We start from the raw sequence: 26,012 nt of genomic DNA on the forward strand, positions 1-26,012 counted from the left end.
CACATATAGTGTAACCGTAACCAATGCTGCGGGATGCACGGCAAGCGATGCTGTGAACATTACGGTATTTGCCAGTCCGGTAATTCAATTGCCAACAGATACTACCATTTACGAAGACAATAAAGTGCTTTTAAATCCTGTTGTAAGCAATGGAGGAAACGGAACATACCAATGGGATCCACCTACATTCTTAAGTTGTGTTGATTGTAAAAATACGGTAGCAAGTCCTGTTGATACCATCAGCTATACGCTGCACTATGCTGATGCCAATAAGTGTACTGCCACGGCTATGGTAACAGTAAATGTAATTACGGGTATTAAAATTTATATGCCTAATGTGTTTTCTCCAAACAACGATGGCAATAACGATATCCTTTTACCTATGGGAATTGGTATAAAAGCTATTGCTTGGAAAGTATTTAACCGTTGGGGCGAACTGGTATTTGAATCTAACGATACACATTTGGGATGGGATGGCACTTTTAAAGGATCGGCACAACCTTCGGGCGTGTATGTGTACACCATGAAAGTTACATTTATGAATACCACTACTCAACAATACAAAGGCAGCGTTTCTTTAATTAGGTAATTTTTGCAGCGCATTCTTTTTTAAAATACTTATTTTCGAAACAGAAAGTTCTTTCACACCATATCCCACACAGATTGATGCGTTAGTTGGATATTTATTTTCAAACCGAGCTTAAAATTGTAGTGTCAATGGCGGGCTGCATTCTTTTCTTTCGGGAAAAGAACTTCGTCCACAAAACAAGTTAACGGCAGATTACAGCGATGCTGCTCAGCTCAAATCCTGATTTTAGTTAAGCAACTTAACGTCAGGCATCTGTGTGGGTTTCTTTCTTTAAGAAAGTAGCACCATTAACCTAAAACAAATTGAAATTTACTTACAAACTGTGCTTATCTAAAATAAGATAAGTCTTTCTGCGGAGGCTCGTTGTTATTATCGCTAGAAGATGGCGGTGTTTCATCATCGTAATACTCCACATCCGGATAGCGCATTAAACGAGAGCGGAAAAAGAAAAACAATCCTACTTCTACTAAAAGCGAAAGAGGTAAATACGGTATTATTTCTTTTAATTTTTCGGGATTGGAAAAAGTATCCTTACCAACTGCAAACATAAGTGCAACCACAAATAAAATACTGGTCGCCACATAACTGAGTACAAAATTCAATACCCATTTATTGGGAACAAGCCCTTTGCTCACTGCCAGTTTATGGATTTTGAATCCAAAAAAAATCAATAGAAATATATCTAACATACTTACTTTTTTAGGCCTGTGCCACAGGGCCAAATCCCATAGGGAATGGAGGCGGCATATCATCTTCTTGAATAGAACCAAATTGGGCTTCGTACTTATCTATGTTATCGCGCAATGCACGAATAAGACGTTTTGCGTGCTGGGGAGAAAGTATAATACGCGACTTTACTTTTGCCTTAGGCATATTGGGTACTAAACGAATAAAATCTACCACAAACTCGCTGTTTGAGTGCGAAATAATTGCGAGATTAGAATATACGCCTTCTGCTACTTCTTCAGAGAGTTCAATATTTATTTGGTTTTCAACGGGAGGTTGCTGTTCCATTGTTTATATATGTTTTGTTGCAATGTTATGGTAATAGACTGTATTTATTTCAGAAAAAAACAAAATCACTTACGGCTGTAATTAGGAGCTTCTTTGGTGATGCTTACATCGTGTGGATGCGATTCTGCCACGCCTGCCGAAGTAATGCGCACAAACTGTGCTTGCTGTAATGTCTTTATATTTTTAGCTCCGCAATAGCCCATGCCGGCACGTAAGCCGCCAATGTATTGGTACATTACTTCGCTCACACTGCCTTTGTATGGCACTCTGCCTACAATTCCTTCGGGTACCAGCTTTTTAATATCGTCTTCCACATCTTGAAAATAGCGATCTTTTGAACCTTCTTTCATGGCTTCTACGCTGCCCATACCGCGGTAACTCTTAAACTTTCTTCCTTCGTAGATTATTGTTTCTCCGGGGCTTTCGTCTGTTCCTGCAAATATGCCGCCTGCCATTACGGTATCGGCTCCGGCAGCTATTGCCTTTACAATATCGCCAGTGTAGCGAATACCACCATCACCAATAATTGGCACTCCTGCTTTTTTAGCAGCTTTGCTGGCTTCGTAAATTGCTGAAAGTTGCGGTACGCCTACTCCTGCAACTACTCTCGTAGTGCAAATAGAACCCGGCCCCACTCCTACTTTTACACCATCTACACCGGCATCTATCAATGCCTTTGCGCCTGCCTCGGTAGCTACATTGCCACCAATTATTTCGAGTTGCTTAAAGGTTTGTTTTGCTTTTTTTATGGCAGTTAATACTCCTTTCGAATGTCCGTGGGCAGTATCTATACAAACTACATCTACTCCCACATTTACCAATGCCTCTATGCGCTCCAACATATCGGGAGTAACGCCCACTGCAGCTCCGCAAAGCAATCTTCCCAACGAGTCTTTGGCGGCATTGGGATGGCTGCGTAATTTTAAAATATCTTTGTAGGTAATTAAGCCAACCAATTTGCCACCTTTATCTATTACGGGTAGCTTTTCAATTTTATACTGCTCCAGAATTTTTTCTGCCTGCTTTAGGTTCGTTCCTTTGGGTGCGGTAATGAGTTTTTCTTTTGTCATTACTTCCACCACTTTGCGTTTGTTATTTTTTTCAAAACGCAAATCGCGATTAGTTAAAATACCAATGAGTTTTCCGGTTTTGTTTACGATTGGAATGCCCCCAATTCTGTTTTCACTCATAATTTTATGAGCATCTCCAATTACGGCATCTTCTAAAAGTATTATTGGGTCAATTATCATGCCGCTATCTGCCCGCTTTACTTTGCGTACCATTTCTGCCTGTTGCTCTTTGGGCATATTTTTGTGTATCATACCAATGCCGCCAACCCGCGCCACTGCTATTGCCAATGCCGATTCGGTTACGGTATCCATAGCGGCCGACACCAATGGAACATTGATGGTTAAATTCTTGGTAAGTTTTGTTGAAATATCTACTTCGCGCGGAAGTATTTCGGAATGTGCGGGAATTAAAAGTACATCATCAAATGTAATTCCATCGTAACTGAACTTGTTGTCAGAAATATTTCTTGCCATGTGCAAACCTACAAATTTTTTTTTTCCGTGAAATGCGATTTTGGGTATTACACAAAAATATGAACTACGCTTTCTTACGATTTAAACCTCCGCTTCAAAAAAAATACTTCATTTGCGTTGTTTATACAAATTCTAAATAAGAAAAGTGAAGCAGTTTTTAGTTATATCTACTATAGTTTTATTGAGTTTAGTGCCGGCAAAAGCCAACCAAGAAAAGGTTAGGAATTTAGTTCACACACTCGACTACATAGCCCGCGATTACCAACATGCCATAGCAAATGGCAATGTAAAAGATGCAGATGAGTATGCCGAGATGCAAGAATTTAGCGAGGCACTCACCAAACAAATTACAGAACTACAATTTACCGAACAAGATTCTACAAGCATTGCTATAAACTCTATTAAGAAACTTATTTCTGAAAAAGCCGATGCCACTATTGTATCGGCCGAAGCCACTGCGTTGCGCCAAAAACTCATTGCACACTACGGCATCAACACTGCTCCTGCTCTGTATCCCGACATTGCCAATGGCAAAAATATTTTTAAAGCCCACTGTGCCGCCTGCCATGGTGAAAATGGTGCCGGTGATGGTCCCGAAGGCATACACTTAAAACCTGCACCGCGCAACTTTCATGACGATGCCATTGTGGGTGCACTCAGCCCTTTCGCCATATTCAATACCGTACGCGTGGGCATAGAAGGAACAGGTATGGTTGCCAACACTAGCCTGAGCGAAAAAGAAGTGTGGGATGTTGCCTTTTATGTGTTGGCACTTCGCTATAATGGAAAAAAGAGCGAAACAGTTATTCCTGAAATTTCTTTAGATGAAATTGCCGTGCACTCCGATAACACCTTCAAAGAAAAAGGCTGGAGCGCAGCGCAAATTCAGCAACTAAGAAACCGCCTACCGCAAGAAGCCAACAACATCTTTTTATCGCGCACAGAAAAACTATTAAAAGAAGCACTGGCTGCCTACGAAAATGCCGATTACAAAACTGCCGAACGCCTTGCTATATCTGCATACTTAGAAGGCGTAGAACCGGTAGAAATTCACCTTAGCAACGTAAATACCACAGCAGCAAAAGAATTAGAAGATAATGTTACCGAGGTGCGACTGCTCATGAAAAAAAATGCCCCTGTCGAAGAAGTAAAAGCCGCAGTAGAAAAAGCAATACGCAGCGTAGGTGTGGCCTCTGCCGCATTAGAAAACAACAACGTGTCGTTTTGGATGGCATTTTCAATAACACTAATTATTTTATTACGCGAAGGTCTAGAAGCCTTCTTGGTGATTATGGTACTGCTTGCCATTTTAGATCGCTCCAACCTTGGTGAACGCAAAAAATACATCCACCTTGGGTGGATTTCTGCCATAGCCATTGGAGTAGTAATTTGGATAGTAAGCGGCAAAGCCATTCAATCCAGCATTACCAATATGGAACTTATGGAAGGCATTATAGCACTAGTTGCAGTAAGTGTGTTGATATATGTTGGCTTTTGGCTCCACAGTAAAAGCAAAGCCGAAGAGTGGAAAAAATATGTGGGCGAATTAGTAGCCAAAGCCAATAGCAACAAAAGTGTGTGGGGACTGGCAGCATTGGCCTTTTTTGTATCGTTTCGCGAAGTGTTTGAGAGCCTGCTTTTCCTTTCTGCATTGCAAATTCAAAGCAAGGGCACACAAACTGCAGCACTCGGAACGGGTATTGTGGCAGCCGGCATTATTGTATTGGCATTGGCATTTATCTCGCATAAATACTCTGCCAAGTTGCCCGTTCAGAAACTATTCCAAATATCGGCATTTACCATCAGCGTGCTTGCTTTTGTTTTGGCAGGAAAAGGTATGCACTCTTTTCAAGAGGCAGGCTTTGTATCAATACATAAAATCAGCTCGTTTCCTGTAATTGAAATTTTGGGTATCTATAACACCATAGAAACACTATCGGCACAAGCGGTTGTATTTTTGCTTATTATTGCCTTGCGCTGGTTGAGTTCAAAAAAATAGCAATTACTTTTGTTTATTTAAATTGAAAAGTTATCTTCGCACCTCCAAAATTTAAACAGAATTATGCTAATAGTAGATGCACGCGAATCTGAAAGCATTGACAGAGCTTTAAAAAAGTACAAAAAGAAATTTGAGAAAGCAGGCATTTTGCGTGAATTGCGCGACCGCCAAGTTTTCACTAAAAAAAGTGTACAGCGCAGAAACGAAGTGTTGCGTGCTGCTTATCACGAGCAAGTGAAAAGAGAGCAATTGGGATAATTCCCATTCTTTAGGTTTGATTACAGGTTAATAACAAATAGGCTAAAGCCCGTTGCAACTTACGTTGTAACGGGTTTTTTGTGCTTTTTACCACCCTACTTCTAACCTAAATACCTTTCTAAGAAAAAAATCTTGTACTTTCGCTAAAGTGAGAAAAGCTATTGCCATATTTTTTGTATTACTGTTGGGCAGCAGGTATGTACATGCCGAAAAGCCCCACACTCCTTTTGTATCATTGGCTGAAGCTATGAGAACTTACGAACAGTTGAATTTACAACAACTGGGGCTTAATAAATCTATCTTCCAAAAAGCATTAAAAGGCTTTGAAAAGTTATTACAACAAGGAAAGATAAATTCCGAAATTTTATCGGTATGCGATTTCTCCAAGTCTTCGAACGAAAAAAGACTATTTGTAATAGACCTTGCCAAAAGGCAAGTATTGTTTAACTCATTGGTAGCACACGGTAAAAACACAGGCGAAGAATTTGCTTCAAGGTTTTCGAACGAACCTTCGAGCTACCAAAGCAGCTTAGGCTTTTACATTACAGGCGATACATACCAAGGGAAACATGGATTATCGCTAAAGTTAGAAGGTGTAGAAAAGGGCTTTAACGATAATGCCGAAAAACGTGCCATTGTAATGCATGGAGCCGATTATGTAAGCGAAAATTTTATTGCCGAGCAAGGAAGATTGGGCAGAAGTTTCGGCTGCCCAAGTGTGCCAATGGAATTGCGCGACCATATTATTAACGCACTCAAAGGAGGCAGTTGCCTTTTTATCTTTTATCCCGATAAAAATTATCTGGCAAAATCGCATTTAATAAAGTAGCAGATTCGCTTCTGTTTCATACAACTCTTTCACCAAAAGTACATTGGTTTCATAGCGTTTTATTGGGCTTCAACATTGGTTGTTTCACCTTTTCTACTACTAAATTTTTCTATACTAAAGAACCAAAAGGTAATACTATAGATAATCGATGAATACAGAATGTAGTGAAGCAAACCACAGTCAATAATGTTTCCTTTTATGGCGCAGAATAAGTTTGCATCTATTCATAATACATACTAAACTACCCGCATCGGTATTAGTAATTTTGAGAAAAAAGGTATCTATGCCTCAATAATTACAAGTGAAAAATAGAGCCGCCATAACAGCCGTAGCATCTTACTATCCTGAAGATGTACTTTCCAACAAAATATTGGAAACAATGGTAGAAACATCCGATGAATGGATTTTTGAAAGAACAGGAATTAAAGAACGAAGAATATTGAAAGGTGAAAACAAAGGTACCTCTGCCATGGCAATTCCCGCAGTACAAAAACTACTGCGCGAAAAACAACTATCGCCCGAAGAAGTAGATTTACTTATTTGCTGTACCGTAACGCCCGATTACGTATTTCCCGCTACCGCCAATATTATTTCCGATAAATGTGGTTTGGTAAACGCATTTAGCTACGACATAAATGCCGCATGTTCCGGTTTTCTTTTTGGTTTGCTCACAGCATCAAAGTATATTGAAAGTGGCGCGTACAAAAAGGTAATTGTGGTGGGAGCAGATAAAATGTCTTCTATTATTGATTATACCGATCGCCAAACTTGTGTAATTTTTGGCGATGCAGCAGCAGCCGTATTGCTCGAACCATGCAGCAGCGAATTTGGAATTCAAGATGCAGAAATGGGCACCGATGGTTCCGGCTTCCAATTTCTGCACCAAAAAGCAGGAGGCTCTGCCTTACCGCCCAGTGCAGCCACCGTAGAACAAAAATTGCACTACGTTTACCAAGAAGGAAAATCGGTATTTAAAGTTGCCGTAACCAAAGTTACCGAGTGTGTTAGCGAAATAATGAAACGCCATGCACTAAGTGCACAGGATGTGCACTGGTTTGTGCCACACCAAGCCAATATTAGAATTATTGAAGCCGTAAACCAGCGCATAGGATTTAATCCCGAAAGAGTAACCGTAAACATTCAACGTTATGGCAATACCACCAATGCAACCATTCCACTTTGCTTAGATGAATGGAAAACAAAATTTAAAAAGGGCGACAACCTTATTCTTGCTACATTTGGCGGTGGCTTTACTTGGGGAGCCATTTACTTAAAATGGGCAATATAAATTGAGTATGCGCATAATTGGGATTACAGGAACCTTAGGTGCCGGAAAAGGTACCATCGTAGAATATCTTCAAAACCAACATGGCTTTTTACACTTTTCGGTACGCGATTTTTTAAGTGCCGAAATAGTGAAAAGAAAACTACCGCTCAACCGCGATAGCATGGTAGAAGTAGCCAACGAACTGCGTGCAAAATATTCACCAAGTTATATTGTAGAGCAACTCTACGAATTGGCAAAAAAATCGGGCAAAAACAGCATTATAGAAAGTATAAGAACTATGGGTGAAGTTAAAGCCCTGCGCCAATTGCACGGCTTTAGATTGCTGGCCGTAGATGCTGCTCCGGAACTTCGCTACCAAAGAATTTCGGAAAGAAAAAGTGCTACCGATTCTGTTTCGTTTGAAACTTTTATGGATAATGAAAGGCGTGAAATGGTTTCTACCGATGAAACCAAACAAAATCTTTCGGCATGTATTGCTGCAGCCGATTTCAAGCTCATGAACGATGGTACTTTTGAAGAGCTTTATGCACAAATAGAAGATGGATTAAAACAAGTTTACAAGTAAACTATCGCTTGCAAATCCGCTTATAGGCACAATAAGTACAGCGTTCAACCTCTGCTGTTTGCATAAAAGGAATTTCGGCATTAAGCAATTCTTTCAATAAGATAAGCAGCTGCTCTTCAAAAAATTGTAAATGCTCTACACCCAATAAAGTGGTGTCGTTTATATCTAACTTATCAAATCCCTTGTTTACTCTTTGCAACCAAAAAATTCCTGATTGAATAGGTAAACTTAGTGTTGCATTCATGCGCCAATAAGTCCATGCATACATAAGCAACTGAAACTGCACTTTAAACTTCGGGTCTTTAAACATTACCTCTTGCTCATCGCCTTTCAGGCTTACATTTTTAGCCTTTCCACTCTTAAAATCTACAATTGTAAGTGCCTTACCTTGAAACTCAATTCTATCGGCAAAGCCTTTAATTTTTACAGTTGAATCATGCACATTGAATACTGTTTCTAAAGGAGTTTCCAATGCCTCTATGCGTATAGATTCGCCTTGCTTTACACGTGCAATTTCATTCTTCAGAAACGCATCAATCATCTTTAAACTCAGGCGATACTGCAAATGGTTTTTGCCTTGCATCAATGCGTCTTCATCAAATTTCTCTCTAAAGCCTTCTTTTAGTAAGCGCTCTATTTCTGCACTATTTTTACTAATTTGCTCCAGCCAATCAACAGTAAGCACTGCGCCAACTTTAGGCTTATACAATACTTCTAAAACATGGTGAATGGCTGTGCCAATGGTGTTACTCTCCATGCTTTCTTCTACATCATCGGCTTCTTGTATGTGAGCAATGTATCGGAAATAATATTGCAGCGGGCAATTGATAAAAGTACTCAAACCCGATGGCGAAAGTCCATACGCCATATTAGATTTTATGGTTTGCAACACAGCTTCTGTTTTAGGAACGGATATTGCTGCTGCCGCAGTTGCCGCTGGCGGACTAACGCTGTAAACACTTTCCTTCAGTTTTATACTGGAAGTTTCTTTTACCAATTCATATCCCAATTGCAAGAGGAATCTACTTTTTTCGCCTCCGCCTAAACTGTTGCCTTCGGTATCGTACAATAAATAAATACGCTTGGCTTTATGAAATAAACGATAGAATAAATACGCTGTTCTAGCATCTTTTTGAACATGCGAAAACAAAGCAGCATTGCGCAACGGATGCGGAATATAACTCTTGCTTCCTTTGCCCGATGGAAGTACGCCTTCGTTTGCCGATAAAACAATTATATTCTCAAAATCTAAGCAGCGTGACTCCATCAAACCCATTATTTGCAAGCCCTCTGCAGGTTCCCCTTCAAATGGAACACGGTGTGCCTTGAACTCATCGTTTAACAACGCGCGAATGGTTTTGGTTTGCAACACCACATTTGCCAAGGGCGTTGCAATGGTGCCTATGGCATCAGAAATTTTATGTAAAAATTCCAACTCCATTTCAGATTTTCCTGCTTGCTTAAAATGCTCTATAAGCTGCTCGGCAAGCAACATAAGCTGCTGTAAATACTTATCGGAATGGCTTGTATGAAACAACACTTCCAGCACTTGTGCTGGAAAGCCTGCATGGTTCTTTTCAAAATAGCTGCGATCTACAAACACAATATTTTTCCTGCGTATGGCGGCTATTGCTGCATGTATTTCTGCTTGCGGCACCAGCGCACCAAAAAACGAATGCTGAAATAATGCCACTACATCTTTGAAGTATAACTTTTGCTTGTGTGTGCGCGTCATAATACGCTCAGTAGTATCGTGCAATTTGAAAAGCAACAAAAAGAATTCGCCAGCAAGCGAGCGCAATACCGGCAAACCCATAGTTAAGTTATACTTGCTTAGTGAAGAGGGCAATAGATATTGCAGGGGTTGCAGCAACTTTTCATCCGATAAAATAACTGCTGTGTTTATGGCATTTGCATCGGTAAGTTGTAAGTGATTGGCAATAACTTCAACTGCAACTTTTGCCTGCCCAACACTGCGTGCCACACTTATTACTTCAACTTCTTTTTTAGTAGTTAATATCTGGTTCTCGCAATACTGCATATTGCCTTTCCACTCTTTAAAATACTTTCTAAAAAAGTAACCTGCCTCGCGCTCTGTATTCTCAACGTAATACGCATCGGTATTCCAAAACACTGTGGCTTTAGCATGTGTGTGCATATGCCTTATGATGGTTTCCTCTGCCTTGGTTAAACCATCGAAACCAACAAAATAAAAGTTGCTTAGGTCTTTGCTTATTGCCTCTATATTTTCTGCCACCTGGCGAAATATCATTCCTGCATTTGCCTTGCCCAACGTTTTTAACTCCTTGCGATGCGTTTTATACAGTACTTCAAAACGCTCCCAAAACTTCAAATAATCTAATTGCGAAGCACTTAACTCGGTAGCCGGTTCATACACTTTCATTGATGCCAAATTGCGCAACTCTCTAAAGAACCAATCTATGCGCACCATGTGCATGTCTATTTCCTCAAAATCATTACATAGTGTTCTGCCAAGTGGTAAAAATTCATCTAATGTTTCGCCTCTACCTGTTTGCAAATAGATACTGTGCAACAGCATTATTTCTTCCAGCATATCTACTGTTTGCAGCCCTGCAACTTTCTGCACCCAATCGCTTAGCGTATTGATGCTTGGAAGCCAAAGTGTTTTGCCGCTTTCCAACAATGCTTTTCTAAAAAAATAGCAAGCACGGTGTGTGGGTAGCACCACATGTATGGTGCTTAAATTATTACCATGCTGTGCTATAACTTCGAGGGCAACCTTTTGTAAAAAATTCATTTATACTATGGTTATTAAGTTGGTTTGTGTGTAATAAATTATTGCCGCTTCTACACGAAATCCAAGTTGGTTAAATCCTTCTTTATACACTTCTAATTGAGCTTTATGGGCAGCAATTTCTTCACCTGTTTTGTAGTCTATGATATAAACCACATTAGCTGCTTTATCCAACACAACTCTATCCGGAAATTTCAATTCGCCTTGTATGCTTAATCCTGTTTCATTAAAAATTTCAAATGGCGGCATAAAAAATTTATGTAGTTGCGGATGATGAACCACAGCTGCAATATCGTGCTTAATGCGTGCTGCAATTTCTGATTCTACCGCTTTGCTTTGTAAAAGCTTTTCGGTTACCACTTCATATTCATCAGCATATTTTATTTCACTTAAAATAGTGTGCAACAGGTTGCCGTAAGCAATATCGTTTAGCTTAGATTGCCTCCATTTTAAACGTGGATTTTTGCGCACTTGCAACACTGAATCCTCAGCTGAAGTAATGTTGCCACCAACCTGAAAAAGTGTAGTCTTTTCCTTGCTCTCATGCGCTTGCCTAACAGTTTCTTCTGCATAAACTTGAAACATATTTTCGCTTACTTCTTCTACCTGCTCTTGCTCAATAAATTTATGAAACAATAAGCCTAACTCACTCATACCGCCTTCTCCATCTTCGCTATCACTTGCCTTTGCTTTCTTCTTTTGGTCTTGCTGATTTACTATTACATACAACCAATCGGTAGGGCGTGTAGTAGCAACATACAGTAGGTTTAACTTTTCTTGAAACATACTATCGCGCTCATTGGTGTAAAGGTGTGCAAACGAAGTTTTCTCTAAACTTTTTTCTACCGGCAATAGAAATTCGTGAATACCTGCATAGTAAGGCTTATCTATGTTTATCCATACTTGCTTATTTCTAGAAATGGTGCTAAAGTTGGCATTGGGTAAAATAACAACCGGAAACTCAAGGCCTTTAGATTTGTGTACCGTCATTACTTTCACGGCATCTAAAGTTTCGGGATAGATGATACTTTTTTTCTCTTTTTCCTTCTCCCACCATTCTAAAAAGTGTTGAATATTTCCGATAAATCTTTGACTATACAAAAGCACTTCATCTAAAAAGAACTGAATAAATGGGTCGCTTCCAATATCTAATTTAAAAAGCGCAGCAAGCTTATGCAGCAGATCGAATAAGCGCAATTCCAATAATTTGTAAGCATTAAATTCTTGCTGAATTAATGCTGAAATTTCTCCTTCAAACTGTCGCTGGTTGCTATCTACAGCAATAGCTTCAATACTAGCATTATTAGCAAACCGCAACTGTAGTGAATACAAAAGTTCTGCGCGCAACACCAAATCGTTGCTGCGGTGCAGGTACATAAGTGCACATTCCAACAACTTTACAGAATCTGCTTCGGCTATAATTAGACTCTCAGGTGAAATTACGTTTATGCCATTGTTTATTAAATACGATGCAACTTGAGTACCTATTTTATTGGTATCTACCAATATGGCAATATCACGTTGTTTATACTTATTTTGCAGTGCAGCTTGCACCAACTCCAAAGTCTTTGCGAGCCTAGCTTCTTCATCGCTTTTTTCTACCAGTGCAATAGCCACATTACCACCTTTTTTAGAAGAGCCTACTTTTTGTGCATGGTCTTGGTAAGCAGCCTTATCTTTTAGTTCCGGTTGTGCTTTTGCTAACTCATAAAAGCGGTTATTAAAATCTATTATATTGGCACAACTGCGGAAATTATATTCTAAGTTTTCTACCACAGGCTGGTGGTTCATAATGTTTATCTCGCGCTCCTTTAATACCCAATCTTTATCGCTGCCATATATTTCCGGCAGCATAGAAAACTGCTTTACTTCACCTCCTCTAAAACGATAAATGGCTTGCTTGGCATCGCCCACAATCAAGCACTCCTGCATATTGGCAACAGCATTATCTATTAGTGGAAGCAAGTTGTGCCATTGCATTACAGATGTGTCTTGGAACTCATCTATCATAATGTTGTTATAGCGGCCGCCCACGCGTTCATAAATTACAGGCACAGGCTGGTCTTTTACTTCACTAAACACTCTATGCTGAAACTCTGCAATAAGCATCAAACCATTTTCGTTTTTATAGCTCGTAAGAATATTGTTTACTGCTTGCAGCAGCATAAACGGGAAAATATTTTTCTTAATAAGTTTAGCCAATGCTACCTCCCCATACTCATTGGAGTGCAAGGCTGTGAGCAACGAAAAGTAATCTGCAATTCTCTCTTTTATGGGGGCTATTTTGGCATCAGCTTCAGGGCTTGAAGCCCACTTACCTTCGTGTATTGTTTTTTGGTGAACCGTAGTTCCTGTGGCAGCATTGTCATAGTTAGCACCTTTCTTTTTCACTTGTTTAAAATAGCCCAGAATGCTCCTACTCTTCTGCCAAAAATCTTCTTCGGTTACACCTTGTTTTTCAATTAACTCAATGGCCTCTGAGGCAATCTTATCTGACTTTTCATCAAAACCTTTTATGAATACAACCAATGCCTTCTGTAAATCTAAGAGTGCCGGAATTGAAGTATTTTCAAGAGTTTCGCGGTGCATGAAGGTATCGTCTCTTAGAAGGTTTTTAGAAAAATTCACCAACTCATCTTCAATATTATAGCTCCGTTCTTCATCCATTTTTGCGGTGGCAAACTCTATAAGTGCTTTCGATAAATTTTCGCGTTCAATACTTGTTTGTGTACTGTTTTCATCTTCAATTTCATTAAGTAAAAGTTCTACCACCTGTGTAAGCAAAGCATCGGTATCCATTTCTATTTCCACATTCATATTCAGCTTTAGTTCGTAGGCAAAGCCGCGTATTACTTGGTGTGTAAACTTATCTATGGTGCAAATACCAATATCGGCATAATGGTGCAGCATGGCTTGCAACATGCTTTGGCAACGTATTTTTAATTCACTGGGCGAGAGATGCAGTTCGCTACACAAAAAATCTATGAGATGTTTTTCTTTGGACGAAAGTTCAGAGAGCGCATCTAATTTTTCGAGTACGCGCGATTTCATTTCGTTGGCTGCTTTATTGGTAAAAGTAATAGCCAGTATATGCTTAAAGTAGGTTTGGGGTTGCTGTAATGCCAGTCGCAAATACTCCTTTACCAGCGTATATGTTTTACCCGAACCGGCAGATGCTTTTACAATTTTGAGCATGAAGGCAAGTTAGATTTTTTGTTCATTAAATAATGCGATTATTTTCGATTGCCGATGGATGCTATTTACAAAAAACTGAAACGCAAGTTTCCATTCATTAAAAACTGGGAAGGCATTGCAAAATCGTTTACACTTCCGGGTTTCGATGGTATTCCTGTGTATAATGTGGTACTCTTTTTTATTGAAGAAATAAAGAAGAACTCACTTCCCATGCGTAGCAAATCTATTGCATTCAGTTTCTTTTTGGCATTGTTTCCTGCGCTAATTTTTGTGTTTTCGCTTATTCCATTTCTTGGTATTGAAGCGCTGAACGAAACAAACATAGAAGAGCTATTGCGTTCTGTGCTTCCTATGGGTGAGTTTTATGAATTCATTTTTGGTACACTCAATGAGGTTTTAGTAAAAAAGCGAAGCGATTTACTAACCGGTTCCTTTTTGCTATCGGGCTATCTCACCACAAGTGGTGTACTTGCCATGATGGCATCTTTCGATAAATCGTATGAGTATTACACCAAGCGCTCCGGCATTCTTGCACGTTTGGTTGCAACAAAAATATCAATGCTGCTCGTGCTTATGTTTTTAATTTCTGTAGTGCTAATTGTTGCGGGGCAAGATTTATTTCGATTTGGTTTTTCACTCTTGCAAATTGATAATTCATTAACGCGTTTCCTTATCAATTTCCTACGCTACTTTGTTATAGTAATGCTCTTTTTCTTTTCTATTTCGCTCATTTACTACTATGGTCCCTCTACCAAAACCAAATACCGTTTTATTTCACCGGGAGCTACTATTGCCACGCTTTTATCGTTGCTCGCATCTATTGGATTTTCGTTTTATGTAACGCACTTAAATCGCTACAACACTATTTTTGGTTCTATTGGTACTATTATGCTTATGATGATTTGGATTAACATCAATGCGTTTGTTTTGCTTATAGGATACGAGTTAAATGCCAGTATTTATCACCATAGAACCACGGTCGGCAACAAGTGTTCTAATGAATAAAAACTTCCCACAGCATTTTAGTAGCCACTATTGCTATTAGCAGCAGCATTAATAGTTTTAGTTGCATTTCAGAGAGTTTATGACCCAACTTTACACCTCGCTTAGCCGCAAGTGTAATACCAATTCCCAATGGTACAATATATTGAGGCACTATGTGTCCTATATTAAAAATGTGTGATGGAAATAACAAAGGCGATTTCACAATATAAAATATAGTGAGTGGCAGAGCGGCTATGGGTATTACTCCTGTTGAAACCGATATTGCCTTCTTTATATCTATTTTAAGGATAGAACTAAATGCCGGAACCATAATAATACCGCCACCTAAACCCGAAAGTGCTGTAACTATTCCTGTACCAAAACCAATTGCCGACAACTTTTTAAAACCTACCTTATCTAAATCATTTGAATAACTTGAGGAGTTTCGTTTAATAAATGTGCGGAGCGTAACCGCCACTAATAACGTAAGAAACACTATCGAAAACTTCTCCTTATTATACCAACTTCCCAACGAAATAAAATAGGTAGTAAGGAGTGAAGACACCACACCTGCCGAAGCCGTAAACAATACCGGTTTAGGATAGTATGTACCTTGCTTATATTGGTTGTAGCTGGCAGCCAAACCTGTAAACACAATTGTAAGCATTGAATTGGCCAAAACACACTTTACCAACACATTTCCTTCTACACCTGCTTGCCTTAAAAAATGCGTAAAAAGCGGAACGAAAATAATACCTCCACCCACACCCAACATGCTACCCAAAAAACCTCCCGCAAAACCAAACAACAAGAATACTACAGGAATATAAAACTGTTCCAACTATTGAATTTTGCCTTTAAAGGTATTTTGATATTGCTCCCATTGCGTATTCCTAAACGCATTGGTAGCAAAATAACTCAAAATCATTTCAAAAGTTGCCGGTTCCAGATAGCCCGGAACTGGAGATAAAATACTCAACTGCTCATCTAAGTAAACTGTTGTGGGATAGCTCATTTTATTGTTCATAATAAATGCTGCTAATTCATGGTAGCCCCTGCTTCCCTGCCCTATAAACTTATACTCCTTGCCGTTAAAAACAATTGGTTGGCGCTGCTCTGCGTTAAACTTTACGGCATAATAATGCTCGTTTACATACTTCACAATTTCGGGATGCGAAAAAGTAGTTGCATCCATTCGCTTACACCATCCACACCAATCGGTGTAAACATCTACCACAATTTTTTTGGGCTTTACTTTTTGTGCTGCTTGTGCTTGCTCCCATGTTAGCCATTTTATACCTCCACCTTCGGTGGTTTTGGGCGATTTGAATGAGGTAACACTCAAAAACAATACACCAATTAAAAACAAAATCTTCTTCATAATTGTATCGTGCTAAGGTAAATAAAATAGCTTTATTTAAGATTGAATTATTAAGTTAAACAATTGATTTTACAAAAGTTTAATTGCCATAAAATGAAAACTGTATTACTCCTGCTTGCCTCCAACATATTTATGACCTTCGCTTGGTATGGGCATTTAAAATTTAAAGAAATAGCACTATGGAAAGTAATTTTGGTAAGCTGGCTTATAGCATTTTTTGAATACTGCCTACAAGTTCCTGCCAATAGAATTGGCCACACAACTTTTACTGCCACACAACTAAAAATAATGCAAGAGGTAATTACACTAATTGTATTTGCTGCCTTTAGCTTATTCTTTCTTAAAGAAGATTTTAAATGGAATTATGCAGTTTCATTCATGTTTATTATTGGAGCTGTGTACTTTGCGTTTGCCAAATTCGAATAGCCATTCTAAAAATAGCCCTTACTGCGTAATTAAAGCCACTTCTCACTGCTTAAATGGATTTCCACTGCCTGTTTCCAAAAATGCCTTTAAACTGGCTATAAACTGATGCCAGCCGCCCTCGCAAATTGTATAACACTCAACCTGCGGAGTAAGCCCTATGTGAGCAAGGTGTAATTCCGTGCTGCCAACTTTAGATTGCAGCTCCCAAACTATTGTAGTACCAATCCACTCTTTTTTATTGGTCAATTCAGGTATATCAATAAGTGAATTGGTAACATTCCAAACAACTTTCTTATTGGGTACTAACTCCTCTACCAATATTGTTTTAAAAATACTTGTACCAAAATAGATGGTAAATGAATCTCCTTGCTTATCCGATGATCCTTCAAACATTACAGTCCACCACTTTGGAATATAGCTGGTTAATGCTTCATAAACACTAACTTCTGTGGCATTTACTTCAATTACTTTTTCAAAATATTCCATACCAAAATACTTATTTCTCACCACCATAATACCATAAAAAAAGGCTGCCTTTACGGACAGCCTTCAAAATATACTATAGTAATAAAACTATTTACTGCTTTCAACAATTACATAAGAACCATTATGCCCTGGAATTGCACCTTTAATAAGTAAAAGGTTTTTATCTGCAATTACTTTTACCACCTTTAGGTTGCTTACTTTTACACGGCTACCGCCCATTCTTCCTGCCATTCTTAAGCCTTTTAAAACGTGGCTTGGATCTGACGATGCACCTATTGAACCCGGAGCGCGCTGACGATCGTGCTGACCGTGAGAACCCATTCCTACCCCGCTAAATCCGTGGCGTTTTACAACACCTTGAAATCCTTTTCCTTTTGAAATACCAACCACACTTATTTTCTCACCATCATCAAACAAATCGGCACCAACTTCATCGCCCAAACCTGCAGCTAAGTCGAAATCGCGGATTTCTACTACTTTCTTTTTAGGAGAAGTATTTGCTTTTTTGAAATGTCCGGCTAATGGTTTTGATGTGTTTTTTTCTTTCTTTTCATCAAAAGCCAACTGCACTGCATTGTAACCATCGGTTTCGATAGTTTTCACTTGAGTAACTACACAAGGACCTGCTTGCACTACTGTAACTGCAAGGTGTTTTCCATTATCGAAAACACTAGTCATTCCTACTTTTTTTCCTATAATTCCTTTCATGTTTATTGTTTTTAGAGGTTCCACTTTACTTAGGGAACATAAATTAGAAAATACTTTTAATTGCTTAAATAAACTTTACTACGCTTTAATTTCAACCTCTACACCGCTTGGTAATTCAAGTTTCATCAATGCGTCTACAGTTTTTGACGTAGTAGAATAGATATCTAACAAACGCTTGTAAGTACAAAATTGGAATTGCTCTTTTGAATTAGAATTTACGTGTGGACAGCGGTTCACGGTAAATACCTTTTTCATAGAAGGAAGTGGCACAGGACCGCTTACTATAGCACCTGTACTTTTTACTGTTTTCACAATCTTTTCAGCGCTTTTATCAACCAAATTGTGGTCGTAGCTTTTTAGTTTAATTCTGATTCGTTGGCTCATTGGAAAGAACGTTTATCTGGTTTATTAAATTAGTTGAATTAATCTTCTTCGATTTTACCTCTTTTACCTTGGTTTTTGGCTATAATTTCTTTGGCTACACTCTCTGGCGCAGGTTGGAAACTGTGGAATTCCATGGAAGACGTTGCACGACCTGAAGTAAGTGTACGCAATTGGGTAACATATCCAAACATTTCGCTCAAAGGCACTTTAGCCTTAATGATCTGAGCATTCTGTTTAGATTCCATTCCCTCTAACATACCTCTTCTTCTATTCAAATCGCCCACTACATCACCTGTATTTTCTTCCGGTGTTACTACTTCTAATTTCATAATTGGTTCCAATAGAACCGGTCCGGCTAATTTTGCAGCTGTTCTAAAGGCTAGTTTGGCACACAACTCAAAAGAAAGAGAGTCGGAATCCACTGCGTGGAAAGAGCCATCGTATAAACGTACTTTTAAGCCATCAATCTCATATCCTGCAAGTACACCGGTTTTCATTGCCTCTTTCATTCCTTTTTCTACTGCAGGAATAAATTCACGTGGAATTGAACCTCCGAAAATATCGTTTACAAATTCCAAACCTTCTTTGTTATCTTCAGTTGGTCCTATTTCAATATGAATATCGGCAAACTTACCGCGACCACCTGATTGCTTCTTATACAATTCGCGGTGTGCAACGGTTTTAGTTAAACGCTCGCGATAAGAAACCTGTGGATTACCTTGGTTGCACTCTACTTTAAACTCTCTGCGTAAGCGATCTACAATAATTTCGAGGTGTAACTCGCCCATACCGGCAATAACTGTTTGTCCGGTTTGGTCATCGAAACTTACTTTAAATGTAGGATCTTCTTCGGCCAATTTACCTAAAGCCATACCCAATTTATCCATATCTTTTTGGCTCTTAGGTTCAATTGCCAATGATATTACCGGATCTGGGAATTTCATACTTTCAAGTACAATCGGATGTTTTTCATCGCACAATGTATCTCCGGTACGAATATCTTTAAAACCTACTCCCGCAGCAATATCTCCGGCTTCTACACGCTCAATTGGATTTTGCTTACTGGCATGCATTTGAAAAAGACGTGAAATACGTTCTTTCTTTTCTGTACGCATGTTATATACATACGAACCTGCATCTAAAGTACCTGAATATACACGGATATAGCATAAGCGACCAACATAAGGATCGGTAGCAATTTTAAATGCCAATGCAGTAAATGGTTCATCGGTACTTGGCTTGCGCACTACTTCTTCACCTGTATCTGGATTGGTACCCACAATTTCTTTTTTATCTTCAGGAGAAGGAAGAATAGCACATACGGCATCTAATACGGCTTGAACACCTTTATTTTTAAATGAAGAACCGCAGAACATAGGTACCACTTTCTGTGCAATTACAGCCTTGCGAACTGCAGCACGGATTTCATCGGCAGAAATTGAGTTAGGGTCTTCAAAGTATTTCTCCATTAAAGTATCGTCATACTCGGCAACTTGCTCAAGCATTTTTTCGCGATACATTTTCACCTCCTCTACTAAGTCGGCAGGAATGTCAATTACATTATAGGTCATTCCTCTATCTTCCTCATTCCAAATAATGGCTTCGTTGGTAATTAAATCAACTACACCTTTAAAATGTTCTTCAGAACCAATTGGAATTTGCATTACCATAGGTGTAGAACCCAACATGGTTTCTACTTGCTTTACTACATTAAAGTAGTCGGCACCTTGGCGATCCATTTTATTTACAAAACCAAGACGTGCAACACCGTAATTATCGGCTAAGCGCCAGTTTGTTTCAGACTGTGGCTCCACTCCATCTACGGCAGAGAATAAGAATACTAGACCATCTAAGATACGCAATGAACGGTTTACCTCTACGGTAAAATCCACGTGTCCGGGCGTATCAATAAGGTTAATATCATATTTATTATCTTTCCATGTCCAAGAGCATCTGGTAGCTGCAGAGGTAATAGTAATACCGCGCTCTTGCTCTTGCTCCATCCAATCCATGGTTGCAGCACCTTCGTGCACTTCACCTAATTTGTAATTCACACCGGTGTAGTATAGAATACGTTCGCTGGTGGTTGTTTTGCCGGCATCAATGTGAGCCGCAATTCCGATATTTCTTGTAAAACTGAGATCTTTTCCCATAAATCCTTCCTATCTCCTTTCAGGGAGAATTAGATTTTATTTTATTTGATTATTGAATATATTTTCATGTTGCCTCTCCTGCTGTCTCTTAATTGTAGATAGTACAAAGGAACAATTAGAATCTAAAGTGAGAGAATGCTTTATTAGCCTCGGCCATTCTGTGAGTGTCTTCCTTCTTTTTAAAAGCGCCACCCTCGCCCTTAGAGGCTGCAATAATTTCAGTAGCCAACTTATCGCTCATGGTTTTACCATTTCTATCGCGGCTGTACTGAATTAACCATTTCATTCCCAATGCCATTTTTCTTTCTGCACGAACCTCTGTTGGAATTTGGAAGTTTGCACCACCAATTCTGCGGCTGCGCACTTCTACTGCCGGACTAACATTGGCAATAGCTTTGCGCCATGTTTCCAAACCATCTTCTTTAGTTCTTTCAGCAACTAATGCTACTGCATCGTAAAAAATTTGATATGCAGTACTTTTTTTGCCACTCCACATTAAAGAGTTTACAAATTTAGTAACTACGGTATCTCCAAATTTAGGATCCGGTTGAAGGTAGCGTTTGGGTGCTCTTTTCTTTCTCATTGCTCAGTTTATTTTCTATTCTCTGATTATATGAATATGCTATTGATTATTTTTTCTTGCCTGCAGCAGCCGGTGCAGCACCCGGTTTAGGACGCTTAGTTCCGTATTTGCTACGGCTTTGCTTTCTGTTCTCTACCCCCGCAGTATCTAATGAACCGCGCACAATGTGGTAACGAACTCCCGGTAAATCTTTTACACGACCTCCGCGAATAAGCACGATTGAGTGCTCTTGCAGGTTGTGCCCTTCGCCAGGAATATAGGCGATAACTTCCGTTGAATTGGTTAAACGCACTTTTGCCACTTTACGCAAAGCCGAGTTTGGCTTCTTAGGTGTGGTAGTGTAAACACGTGTGCAAACTCCGCGTTTTTGCGGACAGGCATCCAGAGCGCGACTTTTAGATTTAGCGCGAATAATTTGCCTTGATTTTCTTACTAATTGTTGTATTGTAGGCATTCCTCTTTTTTTGGGAGGTGCAAAAGTAGCATCTTCCTTCAAAAATGCAAAAACTGTTTTTCAGAAAGTTCAGAATTTGAGTAATTGATTGATTTTCAACTCTTTAATTTCAAAGAAACTTTTCCTGAATTCTAATTTTGCATTTTTTAGAATTTGCAACCTGCATAAAGGAACTCTAAAATCATTTTAACTTCGCACCACAATGAACAATAAAAAAGTAATCCTCATCATTATGGACGGATGGGGACATGGGAAAAAAACTACCGCAAGTGCCATTGCTCAAGCCCAAACACCTTTTATAGATTCACTATATAAACAGTATCCCCATACCGAACTTTTAACCCATGGCGAAAATGTTGGCCTACCCGATGAACAAATGGGCAACAGCGAAGTAGGGCATTTAAATATTGGTGCCGGCAGAATTGTGTATCAAGAACTTTTGCGCATAAACAATGCCATAAAATCGGGCGATTTAGCCCAAAATCCGGCTTTACTTCAGTCTATTGAATATGCCAAGCAGCACCAAAAACCTTTGCACTTTATTGGTTTGGTAAGCAATGGAGGTGTGCATTCGCATACCAAACACTTAATGGCGTTATGTCAAATTGCACATAAAAATGGATTGCCTGCCAGCCAGATTCAAATTCATGCATTCACCGATGGCAGAGATACCGACCCCAAAAGTGGTTTACACTATTTAAAAGAACTATTGCAGTTTTTAAACGATAATAATTGCGGTACGCTTGCATCTATCTGCGGCAGGTACTTTGCTATGGATAGAGATAACCGCTGGGAAAGAGTAAAATTAGCCTACGACTTACTTACGCAAGGTAAAGGAGAAGCTACCTCCAATCCAATAGAAACCATTCAACATAAATACGCGACAAACGAAACCGATGAATTCCTAAAACCAATTTTTTGTGAAGGTGGCAAAACCCTTCAACCAGAAGATGCCGTTGTTTGCTTTAACTTCCGCACCGATCGCTGCCGCGAAATTACTAAAGCGCTTACGCAGCAAGATTTTCCAGATTTTGGAATGAAAGCGCTTCCGCTGCACTACACTACCATGACGGTGTACGACAGTACTTTCAAAAACGTATTTAATATCTTCCATAACGATGATTTAAAAAACACCGTAGGCGAAGTACTTGCCACACATGGAAAAACCCAATTGCGCATAGCCGAAACAGAAAAATATCCTCATGTAACCTTCTTCTTTTCGGGAGGAAGAGAAAAGAACTTTGAAGGCGAATCGCGCATAATGGTGCCATCGCCCAAAGTAGCCACTTACGATTTACAACCCGAAATGAGTGCACCTGAAGTAACCCAAAAAACTACCGATGCCATTAAAACAGATACATTCGATTTTATATGTCTCAACTTTGCCAATCCCGATATGGTTGGCCACACGGGTGTTTTCCAAGCAGCCGTAAAAGCCTGCGAAACCATCAATAATTGTGTAGAAACAGTAGTAACCGCAGCACTCGAAAAAAATTATGCCATTTTGCTCACTGCCGACCACGGCAATGCCGATTACATGATCAACGAAGATGGCACACCTAACACAGCACACACCATCAATCCTGTTCCATTATTCTTTATTGATAATGAAAACAAAAATTCGCTACAGCCGGGTGTGTTAGCAGATATTGCACCAACCATTTTACACCTAATGAATCTTCCGCAACCACAAGAAATGAGCGGCAAGAGTTTACTCTAGCAAGTACCCTCACTACTCAATATCAACTATCTAGCAGCACAATTTTGTTCTAAAGATAGCATCATAAAGTATTGCAACCATTAAACTTTTATGAACAAAATCATCTCATATTGGAATTTCAAAAAAGTTTTGTCTTTTAGCAATCAGAATCAATTTACTAATGAAAAAATTATCATTTACAATTTTAGGCGCTGCATTTGCAGCAGCATCATTCAGCCAAAGCAGCAACGTTACAGCAGCATGGAACTACATGAATTACTACAACAATGGCGATGGCGTTCAAAATTTAGAAAAAGCCAAAACTGCTATTGACGAAGCCGTGCTAAACGAAAAAACTTTAGGCGACTCTAAAACATGGTTCTATCGTGGGCAAGTATATCAACTCATATTCTCCGACACTACTTTACGCCAACAACAAGATATGGCACAAGCCGAAGCCGTAAAAAGCTATAAAAAAGTGTTTGAAATGAACGACCCTAAGTTTAAAGCATGGAAAGATATGACCAGGTATCTTTTAGCATTAGGACCCGGCACTTTCAATGCAGCTATTACACAATACGAAAGAAAAAACTACGAACAATCCTATAAATACTTTGCATCTATTGATGACATCAACGCCATATTAGAAGCACGTGGTGAAAAACCAAACATAGAAACAGATAAAGCACTTGGTAATGCGGCATTGAGTGCAGAAAATGCAGGAAATACACAAGGAGCCATTGATGCTTACAAAAAACTATCTGCAAAATTTCCGGATGCTAAATACGATTTACTTTTATCGCGTTTACAGAAAAAAGCAGGCGATAAAGATGGAGCCATTGCCACTTTAGATGCAGCCATTGCAAAATATCCGCAAAACATAGATTTACTTATTGATAAACTCAATATATACATTGGCGATAATAAACACGAACAAGCATTAGACATGCTGAATAAAGCCATTGCTTTAGATTCCAACAACGACCAATTATATTATGCACTTGGTACTGCTTACGAAAAACTAGGCAAAGGAGACGAAGCAAAAGCAGCTTACGAAAAAGCAACTCAGATAAATCCCAAAAATTTTGGAGCCACCTATAACATGGGTGCATACTACTTCAACAAAGCCGGTGCGCTAAATGACGAAATGAATAAACTTGGCTATAGCAAAGCAGATCAAGTTAAATATGAAGATTTAAAAAAACAACGTGCCGAAATTTTCAAACAAGCTAAACCATACTTTGAAAAATGTAAAGAGTTGAATGCCGATGATGCACCAACACTAAAAGCATTAAAACAAATTGAATTGTATTCAGCACAATAACTATTACTACTTACATAAAAAAAGAGGCTGTCTCAAAAGGACAGCCTCTTTTTTTACACCTATAAATGGAATAAATTATATCTCTCTTTTCCCATCAAAACTTTCTAAGTAATCGCCCACTCTGCGAACAAAGCTACCGCCCAAAGCACCATCAACAATACGGTGATCGTAGCTATGGCTTAAAAACATCATGTGCCTTATACCAATTGTATCGCCTTCCTCGGTTTCTATTACCACAGGTTTTTTCTTTACGGCTCCGGTAGCAAGGATGGCAACCTGCGGCTGCATAATCACCGGAGTACCCATTACGTTTCCAAATGTACCCACATTAGAAACCGTATAGGTAGCACCTTCAATATCTTCGGGTTTTAGTTTATTGGCTCTGGCACGGTTAGCTAAATCATTTACTTGTTTGGCAATACCTATCAAATTCAATTGGTCGGCATTTTTAATTACGGGTACAATTAAATTTCCCGATGGCAATGCGGTGGCCATACCGATGTTGATGTCTTTCTTTACAATAATATTAGTGCCATCAATACTACTGTTTACTAACGGAAAATCTTTTAATGCCTTAATGATAGCTTCGATAAATATTGGAGTGAAAGTAAGATTCTCGCCATAGCGTTGTTTAAACTTATCTTTCATGCGGTTGCGCCACAGTACTATATTGGTAACGTCTGCTTCTACAAATGAAGTAACGTGCGCAGAGGTGTGTTTGCTCTTTACCATATTATCGGCAATGAGCCTACGCATTCTATCCATTTCAATTATCTCTACATTACCGCTATAACTTTTGGCAACCGGAGTTTCGGTTGTTTTTGTGGAAGCAACTTGTGGTGTTTGAACCTGAGGCTGTGCAGCAGGTACAACCTTTCTACTTTCAACAAAAGCAAGAATGTCTTTTTTAGTTACTCTTCCGCCAGCGCCTGTGCCTGGTAGGTTTTCGAGTTCGCTTATGCTTACATTTTCTTGCCGTGCAATATTTAATACCAAAGGCGAATAAAACCTATCGCTCGAGGGGCTTGCAGCCGGAGCAACCGATGCCGATACGCTTGCATTGCTTACCGGAGCTACTGCCACACTCTTTTCTTTTTGCGGTGCTACCAGAGTTGCCGCAGCGCCTCCTTCTGTTTGAATAATGGCAACGGCTTTACCCACTGCTACCACATCGCCTTCATTAAACAATACTTCGCCTAAAACACCGCTTACCGGAGAAGGCACTTCGGAATCTACTTTATCGGTAGCAATTTCAAGCACTGCTTCATCTTGCTTAATGGCATCGCCCGGCTTTTTCAACCACTTTAAAATAGTAGCTTCGGTAATGCTTTCGCCCATTTTGGGCATAATCAATTCAAAATTTGCCATAATTA

Annotated in this window: 24 protein-coding genes; 10 read left to right on the plus strand and 14 right to left on the minus strand. The window is 39.3% G+C overall.

The genetic code is table 11. The features are described 5' to 3' along the window. Nucleotides 1-589: gliding motility-associated C-terminal domain-containing protein (locus KF872_12470; GenBank protein MBX2904354.1), on the plus strand; the 589-nt coding region annotated here is incomplete at its 5' end. Between the two features lie 326 nt (nt 590-915). Here the strand turns inward: KF872_12470 and KF872_12475 are convergent. The 3 genes from KF872_12475 to guaB form a co-directional block, all read right to left on the minus strand. After that, entirely contained in the window at nt 916-1,278 is a 363-nt protein-coding gene (locus KF872_12475) for a hypothetical protein (protein ID MBX2904355.1), read from the minus strand. A 10-nt stretch (nt 1,279-1,288) separates the two neighbouring features. Continuing rightward, complete coding sequence (locus tag KF872_12480) at nt 1,289-1,603, minus strand: DUF3467 domain-containing protein (protein ID MBX2904356.1); 315 nt, start codon at nt 1,601-1,603, stop codon at nt 1,289-1,291. A gap of 65 nt (nt 1,604-1,668) precedes the next feature. Then, nucleotides 1,669-3,135 (minus strand): IMP dehydrogenase, encoded by a 1,467-nt coding sequence (gene guaB, locus KF872_12485; GenBank protein ID MBX2904357.1) that lies wholly within the window; start codon nt 3,133-3,135, stop codon nt 1,669-1,671. A 157-nt stretch (nt 3,136-3,292) separates the two neighbouring features. On the opposite strand from guaB, the gene KF872_12490 reads away from it, so the two are divergent. From KF872_12490 to KF872_12510, 5 genes are all read left to right on the plus strand, one after another. Continuing rightward, a complete protein-coding gene (locus tag KF872_12490; GenBank protein MBX2904358.1) occupies nt 3,293-5,146 on the plus strand; it encodes an FTR1 family protein in 1,854 nt (617 codons plus the stop codon). 63 nt (nt 5,147-5,209) lie between these two features. Further along, the gene (rpsU, locus tag KF872_12495) at nt 5,210-5,404 is read left to right on the plus strand and encodes a 30S ribosomal protein S21 (protein MBX2904359.1); all 195 of its coding nucleotides are present in this window, start codon (nt 5,210-5,212) and stop codon (nt 5,402-5,404) included. Nucleotides 5,405-5,552: 148 nt separating this feature from the next. Next, nucleotides 5,553-6,233: a murein L,D-transpeptidase catalytic domain family protein gene (locus KF872_12500; protein ID MBX2904360.1), complete on the plus strand. Its 681-nt coding sequence runs from the start codon at nt 5,553-5,555 to the stop codon at nt 6,231-6,233. Nucleotides 6,234-6,534: 301 nt separating this feature from the next. Continuing rightward, nucleotides 6,535-7,521, plus strand: a complete 987-nt coding sequence (locus tag KF872_12505) for a ketoacyl-ACP synthase III (GenBank protein MBX2904361.1) — start codon at nt 6,535-6,537, stop codon at nt 7,519-7,521. A gap of 7 nt (nt 7,522-7,528) precedes the next feature. Then, nucleotides 7,529-8,086, plus strand: a complete 558-nt coding sequence (locus KF872_12510; GenBank protein MBX2904362.1) for an AAA family ATPase — start codon at nt 7,529-7,531, stop codon at nt 8,084-8,086. Nucleotide 8,087: 1 nt separating this feature from the next. Here the strand turns inward: KF872_12510 and KF872_12515 are convergent, their stop codons facing one another. Further along, the gene (locus KF872_12515) at nt 8,088-10,865 is read right to left on the minus strand and encodes a PD-(D/E)XK nuclease family protein (protein MBX2904363.1); all 2,778 of its coding nucleotides are present in this window, start codon (nt 10,863-10,865) and stop codon (nt 8,088-8,090) included. Next, on the minus strand, nt 10,866-14,057 hold the full coding sequence (locus KF872_12520) for a UvrD-helicase domain-containing protein (GenBank protein MBX2904364.1): 3,192 nt from the start codon (nt 14,055-14,057) through the stop codon (nt 10,866-10,868). A 54-nt stretch (nt 14,058-14,111) separates the two neighbouring features. Between KF872_12520 and KF872_12525 the strand changes: the two genes are divergently transcribed. After that, entirely contained in the window at nt 14,112-15,062 is a 951-nt protein-coding gene (locus tag KF872_12525; GenBank protein ID MBX2904365.1) for a YihY/virulence factor BrkB family protein, read from the plus strand. Here the strand turns inward: KF872_12525 and KF872_12530 are convergent. Both KF872_12530 and KF872_12535 read right to left on the minus strand, forming a co-directional pair. Beyond that, nucleotides 15,052-15,882, minus strand: a complete 831-nt coding sequence (locus KF872_12530; GenBank protein MBX2904366.1) for a sulfite exporter TauE/SafE family protein — start codon at nt 15,880-15,882, stop codon at nt 15,052-15,054. The genes KF872_12525 and KF872_12530 overlap by 11 nt on opposite strands. Then, nucleotides 15,883-16,422: a DUF255 domain-containing protein gene (locus KF872_12535; protein MBX2904367.1), complete on the minus strand. Its 540-nt coding sequence runs from the start codon at nt 16,420-16,422 to the stop codon at nt 15,883-15,885. 93 nt (nt 16,423-16,515) lie between these two features. Here KF872_12535 and KF872_12540 point away from each other — a divergent pair, with 93 nt between their 5' ends. Next, nucleotides 16,516-16,848, plus strand: coding sequence for a DMT family protein (locus KF872_12540; GenBank protein MBX2904368.1), 333 nt, complete (start codon nt 16,516-16,518; stop codon nt 16,846-16,848). 42 nt (nt 16,849-16,890) lie between these two features. Here the strand turns inward: KF872_12540 and KF872_12545 are convergent, their stop codons facing one another. The 6 genes from KF872_12545 to rpsL all read right to left on the minus strand — a co-directional run bounded on the left by KF872_12545 (nt 16,891) and on the right by rpsL (nt 21,616). Next, nucleotides 16,891-17,334 (minus strand): SRPBCC domain-containing protein, encoded by a 444-nt coding sequence (locus tag KF872_12545; protein MBX2904369.1) that lies wholly within the window; start codon nt 17,332-17,334, stop codon nt 16,891-16,893. Between the two features lie 87 nt (nt 17,335-17,421). Then, nucleotides 17,422-18,042, minus strand: coding sequence for a 50S ribosomal protein L3 (gene rplC, locus KF872_12550; GenBank protein MBX2904370.1), 621 nt, complete (start codon nt 18,040-18,042; stop codon nt 17,422-17,424). Between the two features lie 78 nt (nt 18,043-18,120). Then, on the minus strand, nt 18,121-18,426 hold the full coding sequence (gene rpsJ / locus KF872_12555) for a 30S ribosomal protein S10 (protein MBX2904371.1): 306 nt from the start codon (nt 18,424-18,426) through the stop codon (nt 18,121-18,123). A 38-nt stretch (nt 18,427-18,464) separates the two neighbouring features. Further along, nucleotides 18,465-20,579, minus strand: coding sequence for an elongation factor G (gene fusA, locus KF872_12560; GenBank protein MBX2904372.1), 2,115 nt, complete (start codon nt 20,577-20,579; stop codon nt 18,465-18,467). A gap of 115 nt (nt 20,580-20,694) precedes the next feature. Beyond that, a complete protein-coding gene (gene rpsG, locus KF872_12565; protein MBX2904373.1) occupies nt 20,695-21,162 on the minus strand; it encodes a 30S ribosomal protein S7 in 468 nt (155 codons plus the stop codon). A gap of 46 nt (nt 21,163-21,208) precedes the next feature. Further along, the gene (gene rpsL, locus KF872_12570; GenBank protein MBX2904374.1) at nt 21,209-21,616 is read right to left on the minus strand and encodes a 30S ribosomal protein S12; all 408 of its coding nucleotides are present in this window, start codon (nt 21,614-21,616) and stop codon (nt 21,209-21,211) included. 202 nt (nt 21,617-21,818) lie between these two features. Here rpsL and gpmI point away from each other — a divergent pair, with 202 nt between their 5' ends. Both gpmI and KF872_12580 read left to right on the plus strand, forming a co-directional pair. Further along, a complete protein-coding gene (gene gpmI / locus KF872_12575; protein ID MBX2904375.1) occupies nt 21,819-23,336 on the plus strand; it encodes a 2,3-bisphosphoglycerate-independent phosphoglycerate mutase in 1,518 nt (505 codons plus the stop codon). Between the two features lie 160 nt (nt 23,337-23,496). Further along, nucleotides 23,497-24,639, plus strand: a complete 1,143-nt coding sequence (locus KF872_12580) for a tetratricopeptide repeat protein (protein ID MBX2904376.1) — start codon at nt 23,497-23,499, stop codon at nt 24,637-24,639. A 75-nt stretch (nt 24,640-24,714) separates the two neighbouring features. Here KF872_12580 and KF872_12585 read toward each other — a convergent pair whose 3' ends face one another. Continuing rightward, nucleotides 24,715-26,007, minus strand: a complete 1,293-nt coding sequence (locus tag KF872_12585) for a 2-oxo acid dehydrogenase subunit E2 (GenBank protein MBX2904377.1) — start codon at nt 26,005-26,007, stop codon at nt 24,715-24,717. Between the last annotated feature and the right edge of the window lie 5 nt (nt 26,008-26,012).

Source organism: Chitinophagales bacterium, from assembly GCA_019638515.1.
In the GTDB taxonomy this organism is placed as follows: Bacteria; Bacteroidota; Bacteroidia; order Chitinophagales; family LD1; genus UBA7692.